20 protein-coding genes and 5 pseudogenes are annotated in these 25,001 nt (G+C 71.2%); 17 read left to right on the top strand and 8 right to left on the bottom strand.

Features of this window, described 5'->3' with window-relative positions; translation table 11 throughout:
* The 11 genes and pseudogenes from AC067N_RS38470 to AC067N_RS38520 all read left to right on the top strand — a co-directional run.
* Positions 1-153 (top strand): annotated as a pseudogene (locus AC067N_RS38470) (1,2-phenylacetyl-CoA epoxidase subunit PaaA); the annotation flags it as partial.
* Entirely contained in the window at positions 150-443 is a 294-nt protein-coding gene (paaB, locus tag AC067N_RS38475; RefSeq protein ID WP_478683610.1) for a 1,2-phenylacetyl-CoA epoxidase subunit PaaB, read from the top strand. The pseudogene AC067N_RS38470 and the gene paaB, both read left to right, overlap by 4 nt.
* A 10-nt stretch (positions 444-453) precedes the next feature.
* On the top strand, positions 454-1,281 hold the full coding sequence (gene paaC / locus AC067N_RS38480; protein WP_478683611.1) for a 1,2-phenylacetyl-CoA epoxidase subunit PaaC: 828 nt from the start codon (positions 454-456) through the stop codon (positions 1,279-1,281).
* Positions 1,275-1,790: a 1,2-phenylacetyl-CoA epoxidase subunit PaaD gene (paaD, locus tag AC067N_RS38485; protein ID WP_478683612.1), complete on the top strand. Its 516-nt coding sequence runs from the start codon at positions 1,275-1,277 to the stop codon at positions 1,788-1,790. Before paaC ends, paaD begins: the two co-directional genes overlap by 7 nt.
* Positions 1,790-2,902 (top strand): 1,2-phenylacetyl-CoA epoxidase subunit PaaE, encoded by a 1,113-nt coding sequence (gene paaE, locus AC067N_RS38490; RefSeq protein ID WP_478683613.1) that lies wholly within the window; start codon positions 1,790-1,792, stop codon positions 2,900-2,902. Before paaD ends, paaE begins: the two co-directional genes overlap by 1 nt.
* Before the next feature lie 8 nt (positions 2,903-2,910).
* Positions 2,911-3,678, top strand: coding sequence for an enoyl-CoA hydratase/isomerase family protein (locus AC067N_RS38495; RefSeq protein WP_478683614.1), 768 nt, complete (start codon positions 2,911-2,913; stop codon positions 3,676-3,678).
* Between the two features lie 879 nt (positions 3,679-4,557).
* Positions 4,558-5,586: an N-acetyl-gamma-glutamyl-phosphate reductase gene (argC, locus tag AC067N_RS38500; protein ID WP_478683615.1), complete on the top strand. Its 1,029-nt coding sequence runs from the start codon at positions 4,558-4,560 to the stop codon at positions 5,584-5,586.
* Positions 5,583-6,761: a bifunctional glutamate N-acetyltransferase/amino-acid acetyltransferase ArgJ gene (gene argJ / locus AC067N_RS38505; RefSeq protein ID WP_478683616.1), complete on the top strand. Its 1,179-nt coding sequence runs from the start codon at positions 5,583-5,585 to the stop codon at positions 6,759-6,761. The genes argC and argJ overlap by 4 nt, the downstream gene beginning before the upstream one ends.
* Complete coding sequence (gene argB, locus AC067N_RS38510) at positions 6,758-7,669, top strand: acetylglutamate kinase (RefSeq protein WP_478683617.1); 912 nt, start codon at positions 6,758-6,760, stop codon at positions 7,667-7,669. Before argJ ends, argB begins: the two co-directional genes overlap by 4 nt.
* Positions 7,666-8,862 (top strand): acetylornithine transaminase, encoded by a 1,197-nt coding sequence (locus tag AC067N_RS38515; protein ID WP_478683618.1) that lies wholly within the window; start codon positions 7,666-7,668, stop codon positions 8,860-8,862. Before argB ends, AC067N_RS38515 begins: the two co-directional genes overlap by 4 nt.
* Before the next feature lie 19 nt (positions 8,863-8,881).
* Positions 8,882-9,418: an arginine repressor gene (locus AC067N_RS38520; RefSeq protein ID WP_478683619.1), complete on the top strand. Its 537-nt coding sequence runs from the start codon at positions 8,882-8,884 to the stop codon at positions 9,416-9,418.
* 77 nt (positions 9,419-9,495) lie between these two features.
* Here AC067N_RS38520 and AC067N_RS38525 read toward each other — a convergent pair whose 3' ends face one another.
* From AC067N_RS38525 to AC067N_RS38545, 5 genes and pseudogenes are all read right to left on the bottom strand, one after another.
* Positions 9,496-10,290 carry an FAD:protein FMN transferase gene (locus tag AC067N_RS38525; protein ID WP_478683620.1) on the bottom strand — a complete coding sequence of 265 codons (795 nt, stop codon included), beginning with the start codon at positions 10,288-10,290 and terminating at the stop codon, positions 9,496-9,498.
* Positions 10,291-10,294: 4 nt separating this feature from the next.
* Entirely contained in the window at positions 10,295-11,104 is an 810-nt protein-coding gene (locus AC067N_RS38530) for an FMN-binding protein (RefSeq protein WP_478683621.1), read from the bottom strand.
* Positions 11,105-11,225: 121 nt separating this feature from the next.
* Positions 11,226-12,563 carry a ferredoxin reductase family protein gene (locus tag AC067N_RS38535; protein ID WP_478683629.1) on the bottom strand — a complete coding sequence of 446 codons (1,338 nt, stop codon included), beginning with the start codon at positions 12,561-12,563 and terminating at the stop codon, positions 11,226-11,228.
* A gap of 145 nt (positions 12,564-12,708) precedes the next feature.
* Positions 12,709-13,296, bottom strand: a complete 588-nt coding sequence (locus AC067N_RS38540; RefSeq protein WP_478683622.1) for a pyridoxamine 5'-phosphate oxidase family protein — start codon at positions 13,294-13,296, stop codon at positions 12,709-12,711.
* A gap of 656 nt (positions 13,297-13,952) precedes the next feature.
* A pseudogene (locus AC067N_RS38545) lies at positions 13,953-14,786 on the bottom strand (hypothetical protein); the annotation flags it as partial.
* Between the two features lie 235 nt (positions 14,787-15,021).
* Here AC067N_RS38545 and argH point away from each other — a divergent pair.
* Together argH and AC067N_RS38555 are read left to right on the top strand one after the other, a co-directional pair.
* Positions 15,022-16,452 carry an argininosuccinate lyase gene (gene argH, locus AC067N_RS38550; protein WP_478683623.1) on the top strand — a complete coding sequence of 477 codons (1,431 nt, stop codon included), beginning with the start codon at positions 15,022-15,024 and terminating at the stop codon, positions 16,450-16,452.
* A gap of 267 nt (positions 16,453-16,719) precedes the next feature.
* A complete protein-coding gene (locus AC067N_RS38555) occupies positions 16,720-17,691 on the top strand; it encodes an aldo/keto reductase (RefSeq protein WP_478683624.1) in 972 nt (323 codons plus the stop codon).
* 60 nt (positions 17,692-17,751) lie between these two features.
* Here AC067N_RS38555 and AC067N_RS38560 read toward each other — a convergent pair.
* Positions 17,752-18,095, bottom strand: a pseudogene (locus AC067N_RS38560) (transposase); the annotation flags it as partial.
* Here AC067N_RS38560 and AC067N_RS38565 point away from each other — a divergent pair.
* Positions 18,087-18,750 (top strand): annotated as a pseudogene (locus AC067N_RS38565) (Tn3 family transposase); the annotation flags it as partial. The pseudogenes AC067N_RS38560 and AC067N_RS38565 overlap by 9 nt on opposite strands.
* 20 nt (positions 18,751-18,770) lie before the next feature.
* Here the strand turns inward: AC067N_RS38565 and AC067N_RS38570 are convergent.
* Positions 18,771-19,382 (bottom strand): TetR/AcrR family transcriptional regulator, encoded by a 612-nt coding sequence (locus AC067N_RS38570; RefSeq protein ID WP_478683625.1) that lies wholly within the window; start codon positions 19,380-19,382, stop codon positions 18,771-18,773.
* 103 nt (positions 19,383-19,485) lie between these two features.
* Here AC067N_RS38570 and AC067N_RS38575 point away from each other — a divergent pair, with 103 nt between their 5' ends.
* A complete protein-coding gene (locus tag AC067N_RS38575) occupies positions 19,486-20,298 on the top strand; it encodes an oxidoreductase (RefSeq protein ID WP_478683626.1) in 813 nt (270 codons plus the stop codon).
* 459 nt (positions 20,299-20,757) lie between these two features.
* Here the strand turns inward: AC067N_RS38575 and AC067N_RS38580 are convergent.
* Positions 20,758-22,201, bottom strand: a pseudogene (locus tag AC067N_RS38580) (NF041680 family putative transposase).
* Between the two features lie 556 nt (positions 22,202-22,757).
* Here AC067N_RS38580 and AC067N_RS38585 point away from each other — a divergent pair.
* Positions 22,758-23,309 (top strand): TetR/AcrR family transcriptional regulator, encoded by a 552-nt coding sequence (locus AC067N_RS38585; protein ID WP_478683627.1) that lies wholly within the window; start codon positions 22,758-22,760, stop codon positions 23,307-23,309.
* Positions 23,306-24,829 (top strand): MFS transporter, encoded by a 1,524-nt coding sequence (locus AC067N_RS38590; RefSeq protein WP_478683628.1) that lies wholly within the window; start codon positions 23,306-23,308, stop codon positions 24,827-24,829. The genes AC067N_RS38585 and AC067N_RS38590 overlap by 4 nt, the downstream gene beginning before the upstream one ends.
* Positions 24,830-25,001: the final 172 nt, after the last annotated feature.

Genomic DNA, 25,001 nt, shown 5'->3' on the forward strand with positions numbered 1-25,001 from the left:
CTGAAGCGGGTCATCAGCGGCGACGGGCCGTGCAACGACCAGCGGATGGAACGCCGCAGGACGGCCCACGAGGAAGGCGCCTGGGTGCGTGAGGCCGCCACCGCCCATGCCGCCAAGCAGGCGGCCCGTACGCAGAAGGGAGCGGTGGCATGACCACCGAGAAGAACGACTGGCGGCCGTACGAGGTGTTCGTGCGGGGCAAGCGCGGCCTGAACCACGTCCACGTGGGTTCCCTGCACGCCGCCGACGACCGGATGGCCCTCACCCACGCCCGCGACCTCTACACCCGCCGCAACGAGGGCGTCTCCCTCTGGGTCGTGCGCTCGGAGCACATCGCCGCCTCCACCCGCGACGAGAAGGACCCCTTCTTCGAGCCCAGCGCCGACAAGGTGTACCGCCACCCCACCTTCTACGACATCCCCGACGACGTCCCGCACATCTGAGGAGCAGAGCATGAGTGACGACCACGTCCACCTGACCCTCGCCGAGGGACACGACGACGACACCCGCTGGGCGTACGGCACCGGTTTCGAGGACCCCCTCCACGGTGTCGACACCGGCGTGCCCGAGGGCGTCGACGCCCGGGAACTGGCCCTGGTCTGCGTGGCACTGGCCGACGACGCCCTCGTCCTGGCGCAGCGGCTGGCCGAGTGGACCACCCGCGCGCCGGAGTTGGAGGAGGAGGTGGCCCTGGCGAACATCGGCCTCGACCTGCTCGGCCAGGCCCGCCTGCTGTACTCCCGCGCCGGCCAGGTCGACGGCACCGGCCGCGACGAGGACGCCTACGCCTACTTCCGGGACGCCGACGACTTCCGCAACGTACGCCTCGCCGAACTCCCCGATGTCGACTTCGCGTTCTGTGTCACCCGCCTGCTGGTGCTCTCCGCCTGGAGGCTCGCCCACTTCGATCGGCTCACCGCCTCCGACGATCCGGTGCTCGCCGCGATCGCCGCCAAGGGCGTCAAGGAGCTGAGCTATCACCGGCAGTACGCCGCCGAGTGGGTCGTCCGCCTCGGCGACGGCACCGCCGAGTCGCAGCTCCGGATGCGGGACGCGCTGGAGCAGGTCGCGCCCTATCTGGACGAGCTGTTCACCGCGTACGACGTCCAGGACGAGGTCGAGGCGGTGCTGACGCAGGTCACGGGGACGGCCGGAGTACCCCTGCCGGTGTGCCGGCCGCAGCCCGGCGCCGGTCGCGACGGCGACCACACCGAGCACCTCGCCCCACTGCTGGCCGAGCTGCAGAGCGTGGCCCGCGCCCACCCGGAGGCGACATGGTGACCGCGCCGACGGACGTGCGCCACGCCCGGCACGTCGCCGAGAGCGTGCCGGACCCCGAGCTGCCCATGCTCACCCTGGCCGACCTCGGCGTGCTGCGCGACGTCGAGGTCGGTGCGGACGGGACGGTCGTCGTCAGCCTCACCCCGACCTACTCCGGCTGCCCGGCCATGGCCGAGATGCGCGCCGAAGTGGCCGCGCGCCTCACAGCCGCCGGATACGCGCAGGTCCGGGTGCGTACGGTGCTCGACCCGCCCTGGACAACGGACTGGATCACACCGAGCGGTCGCCGCACCCTCGCCGAACACGGCATAGCGCCTCCCGGACCCGCGCCGAGGCCCGCCCCCGGCCCGGTGCCGCTGACCCTGTCCCCCACCCGCCCCGCGGTTCCGTGCCCCCGGTGCGGCTCGGCGGACACGGAGGAGACCTCCCGCTTCGGCGCCACCTCCTGCAAGGCGCTGTGGCGCTGCCGCGCCTGCCGCGAACCCTACGAGTACGTCAAGGAGATCTGATGGAGGACCTGCTGCCACCCGGCACCTCCGCGCCCACGGCCGTGCGGCGACGCCGCCCGGTCTTCCATCAGCTGCGGGTGGCCGCCGTACAGCGGCTGTGCGAGGACGCGGTCGCGGTCGGCTTCGACATCCCGGACGACCTGGCGAAGGAGTTCGCCTTCGCCCCGGGCCAGTCGCTCACCCTGCGCCGCGCAGTCGACGGGCGGGACGAGCGGCGCTCCTACTCGATCTGTTCGCCGGTGGGCGCACGGCCGCGCATCGGGGTGCGCGAAGTGCCCGGCGGACTGTTCTCCTCCTGGCTGGTCCACGACGTGCGGCCCGGCGACACCCTGGAGGTGATGGCCCCGACCGGTGCCTTCACCCCCGATCTCACCGCATCCGGGCACCACGTCCTCGTCGCCGCGGGGTCCGGCATCACCCCCATGCTCTCCATCGCCGAGTCGGTCCTGGCAGCCGACGACCACTCGCGGGTCACCCTGTTCTACGGCAACCGACGCACCGGCTCGGTCATGTTCGCCGACGAACTCGCCGACCTGAAGGACCTCCACCCGGTGCGCTTCCAGCTCGCCCACGTCCTCTCCCGCGAGCCCCGCGAGACAGAGGTGCTCTCCGGCCGCCTGGACGCCGACCGCCTCTCCGCCCTCATCGGCGGGCTGGTCGACGTCACCACCGCGGACCACTGGTGGCTGTGCGGACCCCACGGCATGGTGCGCGACGCCCAGAAGGTGCTGGCCGACCTGGGGGTGCCCGGCAGCCGTGTCCACCAGGAGCTGTTCCACGCGGACGACACGCCGGTGCGGGAGGTGCGGCACGAGGAGGCCGTCGCCGGGGGACCGGTCTCCCAGGTCACCGTCACCCTCGACGGCCGGTCCACCACCGCCGCCCTGCCGCGCGGGGCCACGGTGCTGGACGGCGCCCAGAAGACGCGCCCCGACCTGCCCTTCGCCTGCAAGGGCGGCGTGTGCGGCACCTGCCGCGCCCTGGTCACCGAAGGCGAGGCCGACATGCGCCGCAACTTCGCCCTCGAAGCCGCCGAGGTCGCGGCCGGCTATGTGCTGACCTGCCAGACCTTCCCCGTCTCCGAGACACTGACCGTCGACTTCGACAGCTGAGGAAACCCATGCCCGTGCACCTGGAGGTCTCCGAAGGCGTCGGAACCATCCGCCTGGACCGCCCCCCGATGAACGCCCTCGACATCGCCTCCCAGGACCGGCTCGGCGAACTCGCCGCAGAGGCGACCGAACGCGACGACGTACGGGCGGTGATCCTGTACGGCGGCGAGAAGGTGTTCGCGGCCGGCGCGGACATCAAGGAGATGGAGCTCCTCGACCACGCCGGAATGGTCAGGCGCTCGCGCCCGCTTCAGGAGGCGTTCACCGCCGTCGCCCGCATCCCCAAGCCGGTCGTCGCCGCGGTCACCGGTTACGCGCTCGGCGGCGGCTGCGAGCTGGCCCTGTGCGCCGACTACCGGATCGCCGCCGACAACGCCAAGCTCGGCCAGCCCGAGATACTCCTCGGCCTGATCCCCGGTGCGGGCGGTACCCAGCGCCTGTCCCGGCTCGTGGGCCCCTCCAGGGCCAAGGACCTCGTCTTCACCGGCCGGATGGTCGAGGCTGACGAGGCCCTGCGGATCGGCCTGGTCGACCTCGTGGTTCCGGCCGCCGAGGTGTACGAGCACGCCTGGGCCCGGGCCGCCCGGCTGGCCAGGGGCCCCGCACTCGCCCTACGGGCCGCCAAGGAGTCGGTCGACCAGGGGCTGGAGACCGACCTCGACACCGGTCTCACCATCGAACGCAACTGGTTCGCGGGCCTGTTCGGGACAGAGGACCGCGAGCGGGGGATGCGCAGCTTCGTCGAGGAAGGCCCCGGCAGGGCGACGTTTCTCTGACAACTCCTGGAACGATGCCGTGACCGCGCCGTCCTTCTCGGCGGCGAGCGACACCGTCCGCCCCTCGAACCACAGCGTCCCGGTGGGAGTCAGCAGCCCGTACGGAGACCTGCGCCCACTCCTCCTCCCTGTGGCGCTCGTTCTCCGCGAGGGCCAAGCGGGAGTCCGCCGGCGAGGCGAGGACGGCGTCCCGGTCACTGCCGAACAGCGTGAGTGCCTCGGCGCCGGATGCCCTCGCGGCGCCGGCCCCGGCCAGGAGGAGATGCCCGGGGCCACAAGCGGGGTCCATGACCGTGATGCCGCCCGAGCTGCCCGGGCTGTCGCCCACCACGCCGTCGGCCGCCCCGAGGGCGAGCTGCGCCATGAGGGATGCCAGCGGTTCGGGGGTCGTGGCGATCTGGCGCACATGGACGTCGAGCCAGCGTGCCGGAACGGTTGCGACATCACTTCCGATGCCCTCGAGAAGTCCAGCGCCACCAGCAGGCTCACTTCCGTCAGCGACTCGAAGCCATGCTTCCCGCCCGCTGACGCCATCGCCTCCAGGCCGGGGCGGTGCCGCTGCTTCGCCCGCCCCGTGAACCCCCGCATCGGCCGGGACGACATCACTGCTACGTGAGCCATGTCCCGGCCCGGCCGGCAGACCTCGTCAGCGCCCACCTGCCACGTCGAACTCCACCGACGCAGCCGGTCGTCCCCCAACGGGGGCGTTTCGCCAGCACCGCCCGCTACACAGCGTGACGGGACCCGGATTCGCCAACCAGCGTTCTCCGTGTGCCAACTGAAATTCTCCGTCGCAGCCGCGGAGGGCCTCCAGCCGCCACTGATTGCATAAAAGTGCAGCGAAACGTATAGTCATGCCATCCAGGAGGAGGGTTATCCATGGCGGTACGTGCAGCGGTGGCGGGAGCGAGCGGTTATGCGGGCGGCGAAGTGCTGCGCCTGCTGCTCGCGCACCCCGAGGTCGAGATCGGCGCCCTGACCGGCAACTCGAACGCGGGCCAGCGCCTCGGTTCCCTCCAGCCGCACCTGCTGCCGTTGGCCGACCGGGTCCTCCAGGAGACCACCGCCGAGGTCCTCGCCGGACACGACGTCGTGTTCCTCGCGCTGCCGCACGGCCAGTCCGCCGCCGTGGCCGAACAGCTCGGCCCGGACGTCCTCGTCGTCGACATGGGCGCCGACTTCCGGCTGAAGGACGCGGCCGACTGGGAGAGGTTCTACGGCTCCCCGCACGCCGGGACCTGGCCCTACGGCCTCCCCGAACTGCCGGGCGCCCGCGCCGCGCTGGAGGGGTCCAAGCGCATCGCGGTGCCCGGTTGCTACCCCACGGCCGTCACCCTGGCCCTCTTCCCCGCGTACGCGGCGGGCATCGCCGAGAACGAGGCCGTGATCGTCGCCGCGTCCGGGACGTCCGGCGCGGGCAAGGCCCCCAAGACGCACCTCCTCGGCAGCGAGGTCATGGGCTCGATGAGCCCGTACGGCGTCGGCGGCGGACACCGGCACACCCCCGAGATGATCCAGAACCTCGGCGGGGTCGCCGGCGAGCCGGTCTCCGTGTCCTTCACCCCGACCCTCGCCCCGATGTCCCGCGGCATCCTCGCCACATGCAGCGCCAAGGCCAGGGCGGGTGTCACCGCGGAGTCCGTGCGCGCCGCGTACGAGAAGGCCTTCGCCGACGAGCCCTTCGTCCACCTCCTCCCGGAGGGCCAGTGGCCCGCCACGGCGTCCGTCCACGGTTCCAACGCCGTCCAGGTGCAGGTCGCCTACGACGAGGCGGCGGGCCGCGTCATCGCGATCAGTGCCATCGACAACCTCACCAAGGGCACCGCGGGCGGTGCCGTCCAGAGCATGAACATCGCCCTCGGGCTCCCCGAGTCCACCGGGCTGACGACGATCGGAGTTGCGCCGTGAGCGTGACGGCAGCACAGGGATTCACGGCGGCGGGCATCGCCGCCGGGATCAAGGAGAACGGCAACCCGGACCTGGCCCTCGTGGTCAACAACGGGCCCCGCCTCGCCGCCGCGGGCGTCTTCACCTCCAACCGGGTCAAGGCCGCGCCGGTGCTCTGGTCCGAGCAGGTCCTCAAGAGCGGCCGGATCTCGGCCGTCGTCCTCAACTCCGGCGGCGCCAACGCCTGTACGGGCCCCAAGGGGTTCCAGGACACGCACGCCACCGCCGAGAAGGTGGCCGAGTCCCTCAACGCGGCCGGGCTCGACGAGACGGGCGGCCACGCGGCCGGCAAGGTCGCGGTGTGCTCCACCGGTCTCATCGGCGTCCTTCTGCCCATGGACAAGCTGCTGCCGGGCGTCGACCGGGCGGTCGCCCAGCTCAGCCCGCACGGCGGCGAGAAGGCCGCCATCGCCATCAAGACCACCGACACCGTGCACAAGACGTCCGTCGCCCAGCGCGACGGCTGGACCGTCGGCGGTATGGCCAAGGGCGCGGGCATGCTCGCCCCCGGCCTCGCCACCATGCTCGTGGTCCTCACCACCGACGCGGACGTCGACGCCGAGACCCTCGACCGGGCGCTCCGGGCGGCCACCCGGGTCACCTTCGACCGGGTCGACTCCGACGGCTGCATGTCCACCAACGACACCGTGCTGCTGCTCGCCTCCGGCGCCTCCGGGATCACCCCGGAGTACGCGGAGTTCGCCGAAGCCGTGCGCGCGGTCTGCGACGACCTCGGACAGCAGCTCATCCGGGACGCCGAGGGCGCCAGCAAGGACATCAGGATCGAGGTGATCAACGCCGCGACCGAGGACGACGCCGTCGAGGTCGGCCGCTCCATCGCCCGCAACAACCTCCTCAAGTGCGCCATCCACGGTGAGGACCCCAACTGGGGCCGCGTGCTGTCCGCCATCGGCACGACGAAGGCGGCCTTCGAGCCGGACCGGCTCAACGTCGCCATCAACGGCGTCTGGGTCTGCAAGAACGGCGGCGTCGGCGAGGACCGCGACAAGGTCGACATGCGCTACCGCGAGGTGCACGTCGTCGCCGACCTCGCCGCCGGGTCCGAGACCGCCACCGTCTGGACCAACGACCTCACCGCCGACTACGTCCACGAGAACAGCGCCTACTCCTCATGAGCACCACGCGGAAACACACCGCCCTGCCCAAGGCCCAGATCCTCATCGAGGCGCTGCCCTGGCTGACCCGCCACAACGGCAAGACGGTCGTCATCAAGTTCGGCGGCAACGCCATGATCGACGAGGAACTGAAGGCCGCCTTCGCCCAGGACGTCGTCTTCCTGCGGCACGCCGGCCTCGACGTCGTCGTCGTGCACGGCGGCGGCCCGCAGATCAGCGCCGCCCTCGACCGGCACGGCATCGTCAGCGAGTTCAAGGCCGGCCTGCGCGTCACCACCGAGGACGCCATGGACGTCGTACGCATGGTGCTCGCCGGACAGGTGCAGCGCGAACTGGTCGGCCTGCTCAACCAGCACGGGCCGCTCGCCGTCGGGCTGACCGGCGAGGACGCGCACACCATCACCGCCATCAAGCACCAGCCGGAGATCGACGGCGAACTCGTCGACATCGGGCGGGTGGGCGAGATCACCGACATCGACACGGGCGCGATCGAGGCACTGCTCGCCGACGGCCGCATCCCGGTCGTCTCGTCGATCGCCCGGAGCGAGGACGACGGACATGTCTACAACGTCAATGCTGATACGGCGGCTGCGGCACTCGCTGCCGCGCTGGGCGCCGAGACCCTCATGGTCCTCACCGACGTCGAGGGCCTCTACGAGGACTGGCCGAACAGCGACGAGGTGATCAGCCGCCTCACCGCTTCCCAACTGGAGAAGCTCCTGCCGGAGTTGTCCTCCGGCATGGTGCCGAAGATGGAGGGCTGCCTGCACGCCGTGCGCAACGGCGTCAACACCGCCCGCGTCATCGACGGCCGGGTCCAGCACTCGATCCTGCTGGAGATCTTCACCGACGAGGGCATCGGCACGATGGTCGTGCCCGACGCCGTGACCGAGGGGGACGCCGAATGACCGGGAACGCGGGCAACGCGGAGCTGACCCAGCGGTGGCAGGGCTCGCTCATGAACAACTACGGCACCCCGCGGCTGCCCCTCGTCCGCGGTGCGGGCAGCAGGCTGTGGGACGCCGACGGCAACGAGTACCTGGACTTCGTCGGCGGTATCGCGGTCAACGCCCTCGGCCACGCTCACCCCGCGATCGTCGAGGCCGTCAGCAGGCAGATCGCCTCCCTCGGCCACGTCTCCAACCTGTTCGTCGCCGAGCCGCCCGTCGCGCTCGCCGAGCGGCTCTTGGAGCACTTCGGCCGGGACGGCAAGGTCTTCTTCTGCAACTCTGGCGCCGAGGCCAACGAGGGCGCCTTCAAGATCGGCCGGCTGACCGGACGCACCCACATGGTCGCCACCACGGGCGGCTTCCACGGCCGGACCATGGGCGCCCTCGCCCTCACCGGCCAGCCCGGCAAGCAGACCGGCTTCCACCCGCTGCCCGGCGACGTCACCCACGTCCCGTACGGCGACGCGCAGGCCCTGGCGGCCGCGGTCACCGAGGAGACGGCGCTCGTCGTCATCGAGCCGATCCAGGGCGAGAACGGCGTCGTCGTCCCGCCCCCCGGCTACCTCAAGGCGGCCCGGGCGATCACCGCGGCCACCGGGTCCCTGCTGGTCCTCGACGAGGTGCAGACCGGCATCGGCCGGACCGGGCACTGGTTCGAGTACCAGGCCCACGAAGGCGTGCTGCCGGACGTCGTCACCCTCGCCAAGGGCCTCGGCGGCGGACTCCCGCTGGGCGCGACCGTCGCCTTCGGCCGGGCCGCGGAGTTCCTGCAGCCCGGTCAGCACGGCACGACCTTCGGCGGCAACCCCGTCGCGTGCGCCGCCGGACTCGCCGTCCTGGAGACCATCCGGGCCGAGGGCCTGCTGGAGAACGTCAAGCGCCAGAGCGAGCGGCTGCGGGAGGGAATCGAGTCCCTCGGCCACCCGTTGATCGCCCATGTCCGTGGCGCGGGCCTCCTGCTGGGTATCGTGCTCACCGAGCCGCTCGCGCCACAGGCGCAACAGGCGGCTCAGGACGCCGGTCTCCTGGTGAACGCGCCCGCCCCCGATGTCGTACGGCTCATGCCGGCGCTCAACATCGGTGACGCCGAGGTGGACGCCTTCCTCCAGGCCCTGCCCGGTGTCCTGGACGCGGTCAAGGGGGACGGATGATCCGGGGAATGGGACGACGATGAGCCAGGCGCAGGAGCACGACCAGGCGGGACCCGCGGTGCCGCAGACCCGTACCGCACGCCACCGGCGGATCGTGGACATCCTCAACCGGCAACCGGTGCGCTCACAGAGCCAGTTGGCGAAGCTGCTGTCCGACGACGGCCTGAGCGTCACCCAGGCGACGCTCTCCCGGGACCTGGACGAGCTGAACGCGGTGAAGATCCGCAACACCGACGGCGACCTCATCTACGCGGTGCCGAGCGAGGGCGGCTTCCGTACGCCCCGGGCGCCGCTCGGCGGGTCGGCGAAGGAGGAGCGGATGCGGCGGCTCTCCTCCGAGCTGCTGATCTCCGCGGAGGCGTCCGCGAACCTGGTGGTGCTCCGTACGCCGCCGGGCGCGGCCCAGTTCCTGGCCTCGGCCATCGACCAGGCGGAACTGCACGACGTACTGGGCACGATCGCCGGGGACGACACGCTGCTGCTGATCAGCCGTGATCCGGCGGGCGGTCAGGCACTGGCGGACCACTTGTTGCGGCTGGCCCAGAACGGCCACTGAGGGGGAGACGCGCGGGGGGCGCCGACCGGGCGGGACGCGCCCGACCGCGCGGGTCCCCGCGTCCCGGGAAGGCGTGCTCACCCCAGGCGGGAAGCCAGCCCTCCCGTGCACCGCACCTCGTCGCCCGCCGTGATCAGCAGGGCCTCCACCTCCGGCAGGGACTCCAGCCAGGCCAGGCCCTCCCGCGACCCCATCGCGAACGCCGCGGTCGCCCAGCAGTCCGCCCAGGTCAGCCGAGGCGCGACCACCGTCACCGACACCAGGTCGGTGACCGCGGACCTGCCGGTGCGGGGGTCGACGATATGGGTGCCCCGCTCGGCGGTGCCCGAGGTGGCGACGGCCAGGCGGTCGGCGCCGGCCGCGGTGACCACCGCGGCCAGCCCACCCGGCCGCGGCGGATCGGCCACACCCACCCGCCAGGGCCGGTCGGGGCCCGGCACGCCGCACAGCTGGACGTCGCCGCCGCCGTTGACGCTCACCCCGGCCGCGCCCGCCTCGACCAGGTGCTGGGCCGCCCGCTCGGTGGCCCACCCCTTGACCAGGCCGGTCGGGTCGAAGCGGCCCTCGTAGGTCGCGCTGAACCAGCCGTTGCTCACCCGCTCCGCCTCGGCGCACAGTCCGAGAACCTCGGCGACCTCCGGGTCGCACTCCTCGATGGTCGTCTCGGCCCGGGCGAGCCGGGAGATCTGGCTCTGCTCGCGGTAGGTGCTGAACACCTCGTTCACGGTGTGGAGCCCGGCCACCGCCTCGTCGAGCGCGGCCCTGATCGCCGCCGGCTCGCCTCCCCGGATGTCGAAGGAGAAGACGGTGCCCATGACCTCTTCGGCGTGCCGCAGCTGGGCGGGCGCGGCGGCCCCGGCGGGTTCTGCCACCGATTCAGCCCGCCTGGTCCAGGGCGGACTGGACGGACTTCTTGTACCCCTCGCTGGTGTACGTGGCACCTGAGACAGCATCGATGTCGGCGCTCCCTGCCGCGACGGCGTTCTGGTTGAGCTTGGGGATGGCGGTTCCGCTGATCTGGGTCGAGCGGCCGCCGCTGGGCTGCTGCAGCGCCTCGGCACTGGTGATCCGGCCGTCGGTGACGGTGATGCGGACCTGGACCGGGCCGTAGTCCGTCCGGACGGCCGAGCCGGTGAGCACCTGGGTGCCCGTCGCGTTCCCGGCCCCCGAGTCCGCCGCGTCGCCGCCCGCGTCCTGCGAGCCGCCCGCCTCGGCCTCGCCGCCCGAGCCCTGCCCGCCCGAGCCCTGTGCGTTGCCGGCCTGGTCGAGGGCGGACTGGAGGGACTGCTTGTAGCCGTCGCTGGTGTAGGTGGCGCCGGAGACGGCGTCGATGTCGGCGGAACCGGCGGCCACGGCGGCCTGGTTGAGTTTGGGGATGGCGTCGTTGCTGATCTGGGTGGAGCGGCCGCCGCTGGGTTTCTGGACGGCTTCGGCCTGGGTGATCTTGCCGCCGTCGACCGTGATGCGGACCTGGACCGGGCCGTAGTCGGTCTTGACGGCGGTACCCGTGAGGGTCTGCGCGCCCGCCACCACCCCGCCCTGGGCCGACGGAGCGCCCCCGGCCGCTCCGGCCTGTACCGATCCCGCCGGGTCCGAGGCCGGCTTCAGCGACAGCAGCAGCACGATGCCGGACACGGTGGCGGCGGTGGCGAGCAGGGTCCGCCGTATGGGGTGGCTCTTCTTCATCGCTCCTTCAGCTCCTGAAGTGTGAAGTCCTGTAGGGGAAGTCCCCGTGGGGAGCCCCATGGGCAGGGGTCGGTGGGGGACGGCCCCGTGGGTGGTGCGCGACGGCCCGAGGGCCCGTCGCTCACATCTCGAACGACTCGTGGTGGATACGGCGGGTGGGGACGCCCGCCCCGCGCAGTGCCTCGTACACGCCCTGGGCGAAGCCGGGCGGACCGCACAGGAAGACGTCGTGACGCTCGATGTCCGGGATCTTCCGGCGCAGGGAGTCCGCCGAGATGTCCGGGCGCTCGCCCTCCGGGCTGTTCACCGCGTACATCAGCCGCGCCCCGCGCTCCTCCGCGATCTGGGCGAGCTCGTCCCACAGCGCCAGGTCCTGGGTGCTGTTGGCCCGGTAGAGCAGGGTGAGGTCACCGGCCGCGCCGGGCAGCGTCTCGAAGAGCGCCCGCATCGGGGTGATGCCCACCCCGCCCGCCACCAGCAGCACCTTGCCCCGGCTGCGCTTCGCGGCCGTGAGCGCCCCGTACGGGCCCTCGGCCCACACCCGGGTGCCGGGCTCCAGATCGCGCAGGGCGGAGCTGTGGTCGCCGATCGCCTTGACGGTGATGCGCAGCATGTTCGGGCGGGGCGCCGCCGACAGCGAGTACGGGTGCGAGCTGAACCGCATACCCGGGGCCAGGAACCGCCAGCGGAAGAACTGCCCGGCCTCCGCGCCCATCCGGTGCAGCTTGCGCCCGCTCATCAGCACCGAGACGATGCCGGGCGACTCCTCGATGACGGCCTCGACGCGCAGCCGGTGCCTCATGTTCAGCCGGATCGGGGTGAGGACGCGGTACCAGATCACCAGCGCGGTCACCGACCCGTACAACGCGTACCAGGCCGTCTTCGCCTCGGGGGTGGCGGCGAACTCGTTGCCGGTGGTGATCTGGTGCCAGAACGTCAGGAACGTCGCCGCGTACGTCAGCAGGTGGGTGTGGTACCAGAGGTCGTACGGGATCCGCTTGCGGACCGGGCCGATCGAGATCAGTCCGATGAACACCAGCAGACCGGTGCCGATGGCGGCCTTGCCCATGTCCGGCAGCTGGTTGATGGAGTCGATGGTCTGCTGGAGGATCGCGGTGTGCGTCAGACCGGCCTGGAGGGCGTACCCGTACATCGTGAGGACGACGTGCGCCACGACCAGGCAGAGCGTGTAGCGGCCGGTCATCGCGTGCCAGCGGGCCACCCGGTCGGAGCCGACCCGGCGCTCCAGCGCGGGCACCCGCGCCATCTGCAGCACCACCAGGGCCATCAGGTACCCGCCGAGCAGACCGGTGATCCGGCCGGCGTTGACCATCTGGCTGCCCTGGTCCGCGATGGACGGCGTGTTGTCCCACCACAGCCACACCACCGCCGCCGCGCCCGCCCAGAAGGCGATCAGGAGCGGGACGGCGGGGGAGCGGCGAGGTCGGATGCGGCGCATCGTCTGGCGTCGCGCGGCGCGACCTCCGGCGATCGTGGACACGGTTCCTCCGTGGTGGGCTGGACCCTTGGCCCACACGTACGTGCAGGGAGTGCCGTGTGTTCAACGTGGTGGGGAAACCGCTTGGCGAACGTGCTGTTCCGCTTCAGCCGGCCGAGGGCGGCAGCGGCAGAGGCAGTCCCGGCAGCCCGTCCAGGCTCGTCTCGATGTGCTCCTTGGAGCGGAAGTACGCGGTGAGCGAGTCGTCGTCCTCGCGCGCGAAGCGGCGGCCGTGCAGATCGCGGTCCTCCTCGTACGCCATGAAGGGCACGGCGTAGCCGCAGCTGTCGCGGACGAGCTCGGCCCTGACCACGATGACGGCCCGCAGACCGTGCTGGGCGGGGTCGATGTCCGGGAAGCGGGCCAGGAGCCCCGTGAAGCGCGGGTCGTCGCGGAAGACCGCCTCGCCCGTGCCGTGGACGCGCACGATGGTGGGCGGGCCCTGGAAGGCGCACCACATGAGGGTGATCCGGCCGTTCTCCCGCAGATGCGCGATGGTCTCCGCGTTGGACCCGGCGAAGTCCAGGTAGGCCACGGTCAGTTCGTCGAGGACGGCGAACGAGCCCCGGAGCCCCTTGGGGGAGAGGTTGACCGTGCCGTCGGCGGACAGGGGGGCGGTCGCGGTGAAGAAGAGGGGCTGGGCCTCTATGAAGGTGCGCAGGCGGCCGTCGATGCGCTCGTAGGTCTTTCCCATGACCCACGATTCTCGGCGCCCATGGTTCGCCTGTCTGAGGAAAAGCGAATTCCGGGTGGATCACCATCGCTGGGATCCACCCGGAAATCGGAGCCGGTCTTCCGTGGCCGCCCCGGCCGGCGCGCGGGGCGGCCACGGACCCCTGTCGCCCACGAGAGGCGCAGGAGGTCACTCGCCGGATGAGCGGGTCATCTTGAGCGGCCGACCCGAGCGGTGCTCACCGGGCGAGCCCGCGGCACGGCTCACTGGTTGAGCTGGCAGGGGGCGAGCTTCTCCAGGCCCTCGGGCTTGGCGGCGGCGCGGCCGATCGCGGTCTCGATGCGGTTCAGTGCGGCGACGCGCTTGTCCTCCAGGGGGCCGAGGATGGCGTTGTTGACGAAGTTGGGGCCGCCCTGGCCGACGGTGTCGACGAGGCGCTGGTTGGCCTCCTGGATCTGGGTGTCGAGCAGCTCCAGGTTGCGGGTGACCTCGGCCTGGGCGGAGGCGGGGATCGCCGGGAGGCTGCCCTCGACGGCCGGGCAGGAGATGGTGCCCGCGGCGCCCGCGTTGTTCTCGGCACCGGCGTTGTCGGCGCTGCCCGCGTCCTCGCCCGCACCGGCCTCGGCGCCGGCCTCCTCGCCCGCGTCCGCCTGGTCACCGGCGCCCGCGGCGCCGCCCTGGTTGAGCTGGCAGGGGGCGAGCTTCTCCAGGCCCTCGGGCTTGGCGGCGGCGCGGCCGATCGCGGTCTCGATGCGGTTGAGGGTCGCGACGCGCTTGTCCTCCAGGGGGCCGAGGATGGCGTTGTTGACGAAGTTGGGGCCGCCCTGGCCGACGGTGTCGACGAGGCGCTGGTTGGCCTCCTGGATCTGGGTGTCGAGCAGCTCCAGGTTGCGGGTGACCTCGGCCTGGGCGGAGGCGGGGATCGCCGGGAGGCTGCCCTCGACGGCCGGGCAGGAGATGGTGCCCGCGGCGCCCGCGTCGTTCCCCGCACCGGCGTTGCCCGCTCCGGCCCCGGCGTCCGCACCGGCACCGGCTCCGGCGTCCGCCTGGTCACCGGCGCCCGCGGCGCCGCCCTGGTCGAGCTGGCAGGGGGCGAGCTTCTCCAGGCCCTCGGGCTTGGCGGCGGCGCGGCCGATCGCGGTCTCGATGCGGTTCAGTGCGGCGACGCGCTTGTCCTCCAGGGGGCCGAGGATGGCGTTCTGCACGAAGTTGGGGCCGCCCTGGCCGACGGTGTCGACGAGGCGCTTGTTGGCCTCCTGGATCTGGGTCTGCAGCTGGGCGAGGTTGCTGTCGACCTCGGCCTTGGCGGACGCGGGGATCGCCGGCAGGCTGCCCTCGACCGCCGGGCACGAGATGGTGCCGGGGGACGCGGCGGCGTCCTGCCCGTCGTTGTCGGCACCCTCACCGGCGAGAGCGGAACCCGCGATGACCGCTCCGGAGAGCACGACCGCGGCGGCGCCGCCGATGATCCCTACGCGACGCTTGTTGTACTTCGGAAGAGCCCTGGACATGCGGATGCCTCACTCGGGTCAGGTGTGGTCTGTGTGATCCAACGCGGCGCCTGCGTTCGGGGAGAGGTACGGGAAAGCGGTTTCGAGTGTTCAAGCCTTCTTGCATTTCTCTTGAAGTTCTCTCACATTGACGATTCATGCAGGGTTCTGCATAATCATGCAGAGCAGTCGTCGGTGGTCCGGCGGTCGCGGCAGATGCCCGTGGAAGATCCACATCCCCCTAGGAGCAGCGCAAGTGAGCAGCAACAGCGGTGACGTTCGGCTCTGGGGCGGCCGTTTCGCCGACGGTCCCGCCGAGGCCCTGGCGAAGCTGTCCGCGTCGGTCCACTTCGACTGGCGGCTGGCGCCGTACGACATCGCGGGCTCCCGCGCCCACGCGCGCGTGCTCCACAAGGCGGGCCTGCTCACCGACGACGAGCTGACCGACATGCTGGGCGGCCTCGACCGGCTCGAGGCGGACGTCGCCGACGGCTCGTTCGTCGGCACCATCGCCGACGAGGACGTGCACACCGCCCTGGAGCGCGGCCTGCTGGAGCGCCTCGGCCCGGACCTCGGCGGCAAGCTGCGCGCCGGCCGCTCCCGCAACGACCAGGTCGCGACCCTCTTCCGCATGTACCTGCGCGACCACGCCCGCGTCATCGGCGGCCTGATCGCCGAACTCCAGGACGCGCTGGTCGGCCTGGCCGAGGCCCACCCCGACGTGGCGATGCCCGGCCGCACCCACCTCCAGCACGCCCAGCCGGTGCTGTTCGCCCACCATGTGCTCGCCCATGTGCAGTCCCTGTCCCGGGACGCGGAGCGGCTGCGCCAGTGGGACGAGCGCACGGCGGTCTCCCCGTACGGCTCCGGCGCGCTCGCGGGCTCCTCCCTCGGCCTGGACCCGGAGGCGGTCGCGAAGGACCTCGGCTTCGAGCACGGCAGCTCGGGCAACTCCATCGACGGCACGGCCTCCCGCGACTTCGTCGCCGAGTTCGCCTTCATCACCGCGATGATCGGTGTGAACCTCTCCCGGATCGCCGAGGAGGTCATCATCTGGAACACGAAGGAGTTCTCCTTCGTCACGCTCCACGACGCGTTCTCCACCGGCTCGTCGATCATGCCGCAGAAGAAGAACCCGGACATCGCCGAGCTGGCCCGGGGCAAGTCCGGCCGCCTCATCGGCAATCTGACCGGTCTCATGGCGACCCTGAAGGCGCTCCCGCTCGCCTACAACCGCGACCTCCAGGAGGACAAGGAGCCGGTCTTCGACTCCATCGACCAGCTGGAGGTCCTCCTCCCCGCCTTCACCGGCATGATGGCCACCCTCACGGTCCACCGCGAGCGCATGGAGGAACTGGCCCCCGCCGGCTTCTCCCTCGCCACCGACATCGCCGAGTGGCTGGTCAAGCAGGGCGTGCCGTTCCGTGTCGCACACGAGGTCGCCGGCGAGTGCGTCAAGGTCGCCGAGTCCGAGGACAAGGAGCTCGACGAGCTGACGGACGAGCAGTTCGCCAAGATCTCCGCCCACCTCACCCCCGAGGTCCGCACGGTCCTCAACGTCCCCGGCGCCCTCGCCTCCCGCAACGGCCGCGGCGGCACGGCCCCCTCCGCGGTGGCCGTCCAGCTGGCAGAGGTGAAGGAGAACCTGGCGGTCCAGCACGCCTGGGCGGCGGCGAAGAAGAGCTGACGCCGACGCCCCCTGGCGGTCGGGCCCGCGGCCCGACCGCCACCCGAGAAGCGCGGGGCCCCGGCCCCGGCTTCTCAGGGGCGCGGGAAACCGCGCGAGCAACCCCCACGCACCGCGACCCGCCCGATGCCTGCGCCCCTCCCGGGCCGGTGGGGGACCTCGCCGGGGGCGGAACTCCCTCGCCACCCCCGCCCGCACCCCACAACCAAGGTCATCACGGGTTACGTTGGTCGGAAGCCGCAAGGAGCCGACCGAACGGAGCCCGCGATGCCCTTCGCCCGACTGGCCTCAGCGACCACCGCCACCTGCCACATCGGACTCGGCCTCGCCGCCGTCGGCCGCCCCGGCTACATCAACCTCGGCCGCGACCAGGACCTCGGAGCCGACAGAAGCGTCGAGACGCTGCGCACCCGCACCCACGAACTCCTCGACGCCGCCTACGCCCAGGGCGTCCGCTACGTCGACGTGGCCCGCTCCTACGGCCGCTCCGAGGAGTTCCTCGCCGACTGGCTGAAGGCCCGCCCCGACGTCGACGACATCGTCGTGGGCAGCAAATGGGGCTACACCTACACCGCCGACTGGACGACCGACGCCGAGCACCACGAGGTCAAGGACCACGGCGTCGGGACGTTCGAGCGGCAGCGCGCCGAGAGCGCCGAACTGCTCGGCGACCGGCTCGACCTCTACCAGATCCACTCGGTGACCCCGGACAGCCCGGCCCTCACCGACAAGGAACTCCACGCCAGGCTGGCGGACGCGGCCGCCCAGGGCGTCACGATCGGCTTCTCCACGAGCGGCCCGGCGCAGGCCGACGCCATCCGGGCCGCCCTCGCCGTGACGGTCGACGGCGACCCCCTCTTCCGCACCGTCCAGTCGACGTACAACGCGCTGGAGACCTCCGCCGCCCCCGCCCTCGCCGAGGCGCACGACGCCGGGCTCACCGTGATCGTCAAGGAGGGCATGGCCAACGGCAGGCTCGCCGAGCCGCACGCGCCGGAGGTCCTCAGGGCCGTGGCCGCGGAGACGTCCCTCGGCTGCGACGCCATCGCCCTGGCGTGGATCCTCCGCCGGCCGTGGGCGGGCGTCGTCCTCTCCGGCGCGGCCACCGTCCACCAGCTCGCCTCCAACCTGCACGCGGCGGTGGTGGACCTGGACGAGGACCAGCTGAGCCGGCTCGCGACGCTCGTCGAGGAGCCGGGCGTCTACTGGGAGAAGCGCGGCCGGCTGCCCTGGCACTGACCGGATCCGCCCGAGTGCTCCGCAAGGGGCGCTCGGACTCTCTCCCTGTAACTGATCGTTTCAGAATGACTTTCGAAGGCGGCGGAGGCAGATGATGCTGCAGGCGAGGTCGAGTAGTCCCTGGTGGAGATCGGCGCGTCGCTCGTAGCGGGTGCTGAGCCGCTTGAAGTGGTGGAGCCAGGCGAAGGCGCGCTCTACGACCCAGCGCACCTTGCCGAGTCCGGAACCGTGGGCGACGCCGCGTTGGGCGATCATCGGCTTGATGCCGCGCTTCCACACCGGGCGGCGGTACTTGTCGTAGTCGTAGCCCCGGTCGGCGAATGCCTCCGGGGCCGGCGGCGCGGGCGTCCTCGCAGACCGCGGATCGGCGGGACCGCGTCCAAGAGCGGTATGAGCTGGGTGACACCATCGCCGCGGCGAACGCGCGCCTCATCGAAGCCCAAGCAGAGGTGTCGATCGTGGCGCACTGGGGCGAGGGCCTGCTCGCCTCGGTGGACGGACCGCGGTTCGTGGCGCCCAAGCGCACCATCAATGCCGGGCCGTCGCCGAAGTACTATCACTTCAACGCGGGATCACCTGGCTCAACGCCGTGAATGACCAGGTCGCGGGCATCGGGCAGATGGTGGTGCCGGGCACCCCACGCGACTCCCTGCACATCCTGGACACCCCGCTGAACCTGGACGCCGGGGTGAAGCCGGAGATGGTGGCCACTGACAACGCCTCGTACTCCGACATCGTGTTCCGCCTGTTCTCCATGCTCGGCTACAACTTCTCCCCGCGCTTCAAGGACCTGGCCGACCAGCGGTTCTGGCGCGCGGAGATGCCCGGCGTCGCGACCGGCGGCTACGGCCCATTGGAGGCCCTCGCGCGCAACCGGGGTGAACCTGACCAAGGTCATCACGCACTGGCCGGACATGCTGCGGGTGGCTGGCTCCCTGGTGACCGGACAGGTGAGGGCATACGACCTGCTGCGGATGGTCGGCCGCGAGGCCCGCCCCACCCCGCTGGGGCAGGCGTTCGCAGTACGGGCGGATCGCCAAGACGCTGCACCTGCTGCGCGATCGCCGGACGGCGCGCCCTCACGAAGGCCGTCGGACGCGGCGCTGCCGGACAGGTCCGGCGTCCAGCAGCGCGAGGGCGTTGTGGACACCCTGGTCGAGGACGTCGTCGGCGAGCCTGGGATCGGCCAGGGCACGGGCGAGTTGGAGCGTCCCGACCATCATGGCGAAGACGCCGAGCGCCTGTGCGCGTGCCGAGGGCGGGCTCTCAGGTGCCAGGCGGGCGGCGATGTCGTCGATGACGCTCAGCAGCCCGTTGGTGAACGCCTGCTTGGTTTCGTCCGTGCATCGCCCGATCTCGTCGAGGAGAGCTGCCGTGGGACAGCCGTTCTCAGGGGCGTCACGGTGCTCGGCGGACAGGTAGGCGCGGACGAACTGTTCGAGCCCGGCGCGGCCGGGCGCGAGTGCTTCGAGGCTCGCGTTCTGCGCGCCCAGCTGGTCGGCGAGGGCGTTCGCGACGAGGTCCTCCTTGGAGGCGAAGTGGGCGTAGAAGGCGCCGTTGGTCAGCCCCGCGTCCGACATCAGCGTGGAGACTCCGGAGCCGTCGATGCCGTCCTTCTTGAACCGGCGGCCGGCGGCCTCGATGATCCGCTGCCGCGTCGCCTGCTTGTGGTCTTTCGCGTAGCGCGCCACGCGCTCCTCCTCGCGCCTCGGTGGAGAGGCCGCTTGCCGCTCTCCGTCTCCCGTCCTAGAGTAATTGTATTACGGTCGTAATCCAATCAATGGGAGGCCCATCATGACCACAAACCGGCCGGTAGCACTCGTGACCGGAGCATCGTCAGGCATTGGCAAGGCAGCCGCCTTCGCGCTCGTCGATGCGGGATTCGAGGTCGTCGGCACGAGCCGCAAAGCCTCAGGGGATCGCCGCGAGGGCGTGACGTTCCTCGATCTCGACGTGGCCGGCGACACCTCGGTCGCCCGCGCGGTCGACCGCGTGATCGAGCAGTTCGGGCGGATCGACGTCCTGGTCAACAACGCCGGCATCGGCTCTGCAGGCGCCGGGGAGGAGCGCTCCCTCAGCCAGGACCAACAGCTGTTCGACATCAATGTCTTCGGACTGATCCGCATGACCAAGGCCGTCCTGCCGCACATGCGCGCCCAGGGCAGCGGCCGGATCATCAACATCTCGTCCGTCCTCGGGTTCGTCCCCGCGCCCTACATGGCCGCCTATGCCGCGTCCAAGCACGCCGTCGAGGGCTACTCCGAGTCCATGGACCACGAGGTCCGCCAGCACGGCGTCCGCGTACTGCTCGTCGAGCCCGCAGTGACCAGGACCGCGTTCGAGGCCAACTCCCCCAAACCCGCCACACCTCTGCCGGTCTACGAGCAGCAGCGGCAGGTCTTCGAGCGCGTGATGGCCGCGGCGATGAAGGGCGGCGACGATCCTGCCACCGTCGCCAAGGCGATCGTCGCCGCGGCGACCGACCCGAAGCCGAAGCTGCGATACCCCGCCGGACCCACCGCCGGACGCGTCAGCACCCTGCGCCGCCTCGTCCCCGCTCGTGCCTTCGACCGCCAGATCCGCAAGCTGAACCAGCTACCCGCCTGACCGCGACCCCCATCCCCGACACCACAACCCGCACCACGCAGAGGGTGTTATGTACGGGGGAAGGCGATGAGGACGTAGCCGTCGCCGCCCTTGCCTCTGTCACGGGCGAGCCCTCCCCGGCTGCCGTTGCACGGGTAATCGTCGCTGTCCCTCTGGTTGGTGTCGCCGTCTGCCCCGCAGCCGCCCCAGCCGCCGCCGCCTCCGCCTCCGTAGCCCACGCTGTCCGCAGGCGTGAGGGGTCGGTTGCCGGTGACTCGGTAAAGTCCGCTCCCCGGCCGCCGCAGCCGCCCTTGCCACCGGTACCGCCTGCTGCCTTGGGGGCGTCGGCGACCGTGCCACCGGACCCGACCGCCTGTGCCCGGTTCGCCGTCGCATCCCGGCGCGCCGGTCTGCCTGGTCTTCGACGCCTCCGACGCCCTCGAAAGTCATTCTGAAACGATCAGTAAGCTTGTTTTTTGTCTACCAGGATCTTCCAGGCTTGCCGATCGCCTTGAGGGTGTCGGGGCGCTTGACGGTCTTGCCGACGTCGTAGCGGGGTGCCCGATGTCTGTTCTTGGCGCCGGGTGGCCGTCCGGGGCCGACACCTCGGAGTTTGGGAACTCGGGTCGGGCAGGCGAGATGAGCGCGGATGTTCCTGAACCCCCGGCGGACTCGGGCCGGGGTGAGCCGGTCGGGTGCGGCGGGTTTCTCCCAAGGACGGCGGAGATCTTCGGCGAGGGGCCGGGCGAGCCGGAGCTGGGTGTGGGCGACGATCAGGATCCAGGTCCAGCGGTCCGCGGCTTCGGGGGTACGGAGTTTCGGTGTGGTCCAGCCGAGGGTCTGTTTCGCGAATCGGAAGGTGTGCTCCAGATCAAGGCGGCGGAGAATTGCCTGCCAGAGACGGTCCACGTCGTCCGGGGTGGCGCCGGTCTTCGAGGACCATAACCACACCGGCGGAGCGTCTCGTTCCTTTCGATAGGTGCTCGACCTTCAGCCGGATCAAGGTGCCCTCAACCAGGGGTAGTTCACCGTCGTGGTCGAGCCAGGACGAGCGGTGGGTGAGCCTTGGGTGGACTCGGTCCCACGCCTGGGTTTTTGCCTTGCCGTAGTTGGTGGTGTCGGTGACGGTGGTGATCGCGGGCTCGGGCCAGGTCTCCGGCTTGGTGAAGCGGAATTCCGGGCCGTGCTTGGGCGGCCGGCCGCTGACGCCGTGCATCCGTGGTGGTTTCGGCAGACGCATGACGCGGTCGGAGCGGACTCGGCCGACCATCTCGACGGGCAGGTCGCGCAGGACCCAGGCCAGGCGGGTGACGTCGTAGCCCGCATCGCTGACGATCACCATATGCGGGTCCCCGGCCTGCCGCTGGCCCGCGGCGATGAGCCGCTCGACGACACCCCGCAGCTGGGCGGCGGTGACCGCGGTGGCGTCGTCCACCGGTCCGAGCCGGACCGCGTCCAGGGTCGCGGTCCAGGACGTGGCGCCAGGCTCCAGCACGGCCACGAAGGAGTAGGGCCAGCCCGGAATGAACTGCGACGCCGTCCTCGCACGGCCGTAGACGTGGCAGAACAACCGCTCGGCCGAGCACGGCGCGTCCGAGCGAAGCCACGGCGACACGTCGACCGCCAGCACCAGGCGCCCGTCGTCGAAACGCGGCAGCGACAGCCCGGACAGCACCGTCCGCAGCCGATCCATGTCGATCCGGCCGTGATTCAGACCGCCGTACATCGCTCCGTGCCCACGACGATGCTCGGGCAGTAACGTCAAGTCCACCGGGGACTTCACCGCACCGTCCGCACACAGCACCGCGTCCATCAGTTCAAACAACTCGTCGCGTCGAGCAGTCGGACACTCATAGAACTCACCCCGGAAGGCTGACGCTTCCGCGAACGCTTCCCTCCGGACAGCAACAGGCAGCAGACTCACTCTCACGGCCTTCGTCTTGGTCACGTGCACCTTGGTCGGAGCACATGATCAGACGAAGGCCGTTCCTGCGTCCGGTGATTGTCGGGCTTACGATCAAGTTCGACGGCCGTTCGAGGCACCACATGGGGGCGCAATGTCAGAGATCGCTCAGTGGCTCAAGGACTGGCATGCCGCACATGAACACGAGCTTCGCTCTCGTGGGATTAGCTCTGCGGTGAAGCGGCCTGTCCCAGGAACCCCGTCCCGAGGGCGGCCGAAGGCCACGGCAGTGAGCCTCACGCTGGAATCAGACGAGCGCACGGGGATGGCGTTCCTCTGGGAATCGGGTGCCACTTCACTGCTCTTCATCGACTCCGAAACTGAGCACACCTGGCAGGACCAACCGGTGCTCACCTCCGAGAACGACCTGCCACAGATCCTGGCGCCACTCGTGAAACTAGTCGAAGCAGCTACCGACGGTAGTCAAAGAACAAGGTAAGAACGTATCCGCAGTGAGGCATGAGACACCTATGCCTATGGTGAGACAAAAATGTCTCACATGGGCTATCTTCGTCTCATGGCTGTCGACCGTGACCATGTGCTGCGCAGTGCCGCGGCCCTGCTGACCCGCAAATCCACCGCGACCATGGACGAGGTCGCCAAGACCGCCGGTATCAGCCGGGCCACGCTGCACCGCCACTTCGCGGGGCGGGACGCCCTCGTCCTGGCGCTGGAGGCGCTCGGCATCGCGGAGTGCGAGAGCGCGCTGGACGCGGCCCGCCTGGACGACGGCCCGGCGCGCGACGCCGTACGGCGCCTCGTGCGCGAGATCGAACCGGCCGCGGGCCTGCTCGCCTTCCTCTACACCGAGAACCAGCTGTTCGAGGGGGAGGCGCAGAACGAGGGCTGGGCCAGGATCGACGACCGCGTCGCGGCCCTGTTCAGACGCGGCCAGGCGGCCGGCGAGTTCCGTATCGACCTGACCCCGGCCTGGCTCACCGAGGCGCTGTACGGCCTGCTGGCCTCCGGTGCCTGGGCGGTGTCGGAGGGCCGGGTCGCCGGCAAGGACTTCACCCACATGATCGTCGAGCTGCTGCTCGGCGGCGCACTACGGAGAGAGGAATCATGACCAGCACCCTGCGGCCGGCGTCCACGACCGAGGCGGTGAAGCGGCCGGGTCGCTGGCTCGCGCTCTGCGTCCTCGTGCTCGCCGTGCTGCTGGTGGCCGTCGACGCGACCGTCCTCGGTCTCGCGACCCCCTATATAAGCGAGGACCTCAAGCCCTCGGGCACCCAGCTGCTCTGGATCGGCGACGTCTACTCGTTCGTCATCGCGGGCCTGCTGGTCTCGGCCGGCAGCCTCGGCGACCGTATCGGCCGCAAGAAGCTGCTGCTGATCGGTGCCGCCGCGTTCGGCGTCATATCCGTGCTCAACGCGTATGCGACCACACCGGAGATGCTGATCGTCGCGCGGGCGCTGCTCGGCGTCGCGGGCGCGACACTGATGCCCGCCACCCTCGCCCTGATCCGCAACCTCTTCCACGATCCGCGTGAACGCAGCCTCGCCATCGGCATCTGGGGCGCCACCGCCTCCGCGGGCACGGCGGTCGGGCCGGTCGTCGGTGGTTTCCTGCTGGAGCACTTCTGGTGGGGCTCGGTCTTCCTGATCAACCTGCCCGTGATGATCGTGCTGGTCGTCGTCGGCAGCAAGCTGCTCCCCGAGTCCCGCCACCCGAACCCCGGCCCGTGGGACCTGCTCAGCGTCGGGCTGTCCCTCGTCGGCATGATCGGCGTGGTGTACGCCGTGAAGGAGATCGCCAGCCACGGCATCGACGGGAACGCGCTCGCCGCCGGCCTGCTCGGTGTCGCCGCCCTGTTCTTCTTCGTACGCCGCCAACTGGCCCTGCCACAGCCGCTGCTGGACATGCGTCTCTTCCGTGACCGCGGCTTCTCGGGCGCCGTCCTCGCCGACCTGCTGACCGTTTTCGGCCTGTCCGGCCTCGTCTTCTTCCTCTCCCAGTACCTGCAACTCGTCCAGGGCAGGCGGCCCTTCGAGGCGGGGCTCGCGGAACTCCCCGCCGCCGTGGGCGCGGTGGTGGCCGGTCTGGTCGCGGGCCGCGCGGCCCGGCGGTTCTCGGTACGGGCCGTCGTCGCCGGTGGCCTGGCGGCCATCGGCCTGGCCCTGGGCGTGCTGACGGTAATCGACGAGTCCACCGGCTATCCGCTCCTGGGAGCCGCCCTGCTGGTCGTCGGCGTCGGCGCGGGCTTCTCCTTCACGGTGACCGCCGACGTCATCCTCTCCTCGGTCCCCAAGGAGCAGGCCGGAGCGGCCTCAGCGGTCTCCGAGACGGCGTACGAACTCGGCGCGGCCCTCGGCATCGCCCTGCTCGGCTCGATCGTGACCGGCGTCTACCGCGGCTTCGCCGCGCCGGCGGGCACCCCCGCCGGGGCGCACGAGTCGCTGGGCGGTGCGGTTGAGGTGGCCGCCGGTCTCCCGTCGGACAGCGCCCGGGCCCTGCTCGCCTCGGCCCGTGAGTCCTTCGTCGACGGCCTCACCCTCGCCTCCGGCGTCGGAGCGGCAGTCCTGCTGGCCACGGCGACCGCGGCCTGGTTCATGCTGCGGGGACAGCGGCTGGACAACAAGGTGTAGATCTCGCTGTCCCTCGCCGTCCCCGGCCGGGGACGGCGAGGGACAGCCGGGACGTGGCCCGGGGCGGGGGGGCCCGCGGCGCCCCCGCCCCCGCCACCCGGCGGCGCGCCCCCCATAGGGGCGGGGGCCGCAGGGCGGGGGGCGCACCCCCCCCGGGCCCCCCCCCGCCCGG

The sequence above is a fragment of the Streptomyces sp. NPDC042364 genome, from assembly GCF_056437585.1.

What these genes read in the sequence shown, in the direction of transcription:
- paaB (WP_478683610.1), top strand. Translation starts at nt 150, where the DNA reads ATGACCACCGAGAAGAACGACTGGCGGCCGTACGAGGTGTTCGTGCGG.
- paaC (WP_478683611.1), top strand. Translation starts at nt 454, where the DNA reads ATGAGTGACGACCACGTCCACCTGACCCTCGCCGAGGGACACGACGAC.
- paaD (WP_478683612.1), top strand. Translation starts at nt 1,275, where the DNA reads ATGGTGACCGCGCCGACGGACGTGCGCCACGCCCGGCACGTCGCCGAG.
- paaE (WP_478683613.1), top strand. Translation starts at nt 1,790, where the DNA reads ATGGAGGACCTGCTGCCACCCGGCACCTCCGCGCCCACGGCCGTGCGG.
- AC067N_RS38495 (WP_478683614.1), top strand. Translation starts at nt 2,911, where the DNA reads ATGCCCGTGCACCTGGAGGTCTCCGAAGGCGTCGGAACCATCCGCCTG.
- argC (WP_478683615.1), top strand. Translation starts at nt 4,558, where the DNA reads ATGGCGGTACGTGCAGCGGTGGCGGGAGCGAGCGGTTATGCGGGCGGC.
- argB (WP_478683617.1), top strand. Translation starts at nt 6,758, where the DNA reads ATGAGCACCACGCGGAAACACACCGCCCTGCCCAAGGCCCAGATCCTC.
- AC067N_RS38515 (WP_478683618.1), top strand. Translation starts at nt 7,666, where the DNA reads ATGACCGGGAACGCGGGCAACGCGGAGCTGACCCAGCGGTGGCAGGGC.
- AC067N_RS38520 (WP_478683619.1), top strand. Translation starts at nt 8,882, where the DNA reads ATGAGCCAGGCGCAGGAGCACGACCAGGCGGGACCCGCGGTGCCGCAG.
- AC067N_RS38530 (WP_478683621.1), bottom strand. Translation starts at nt 11,104, where the DNA reads ATGAAGAAGAGCCACCCCATACGGCGGACCCTGCTCGCCACCGCCGCC.
- AC067N_RS38535 (WP_478683629.1), bottom strand. Translation starts at nt 12,563, where the DNA reads ATGCGCCGCATCCGACCTCGCCGCTCCCCCGCCGTCCCGCTCCTGATC.
- AC067N_RS38540 (WP_478683622.1), bottom strand. Translation starts at nt 13,296, where the DNA reads ATGGGAAAGACCTACGAGCGCATCGACGGCCGCCTGCGCACCTTCATA.
- AC067N_RS38555 (WP_478683624.1), top strand. Translation starts at nt 16,720, where the DNA reads ATGCCCTTCGCCCGACTGGCCTCAGCGACCACCGCCACCTGCCACATC.
- AC067N_RS38575 (WP_478683626.1), top strand. Translation starts at nt 19,486, where the DNA reads ATGACCACAAACCGGCCGGTAGCACTCGTGACCGGAGCATCGTCAGGC.
- AC067N_RS38585 (WP_478683627.1), top strand. Translation starts at nt 22,758, where the DNA reads ATGGCTGTCGACCGTGACCATGTGCTGCGCAGTGCCGCGGCCCTGCTG.
- AC067N_RS38590 (WP_478683628.1), top strand. Translation starts at nt 23,306, where the DNA reads ATGACCAGCACCCTGCGGCCGGCGTCCACGACCGAGGCGGTGAAGCGG.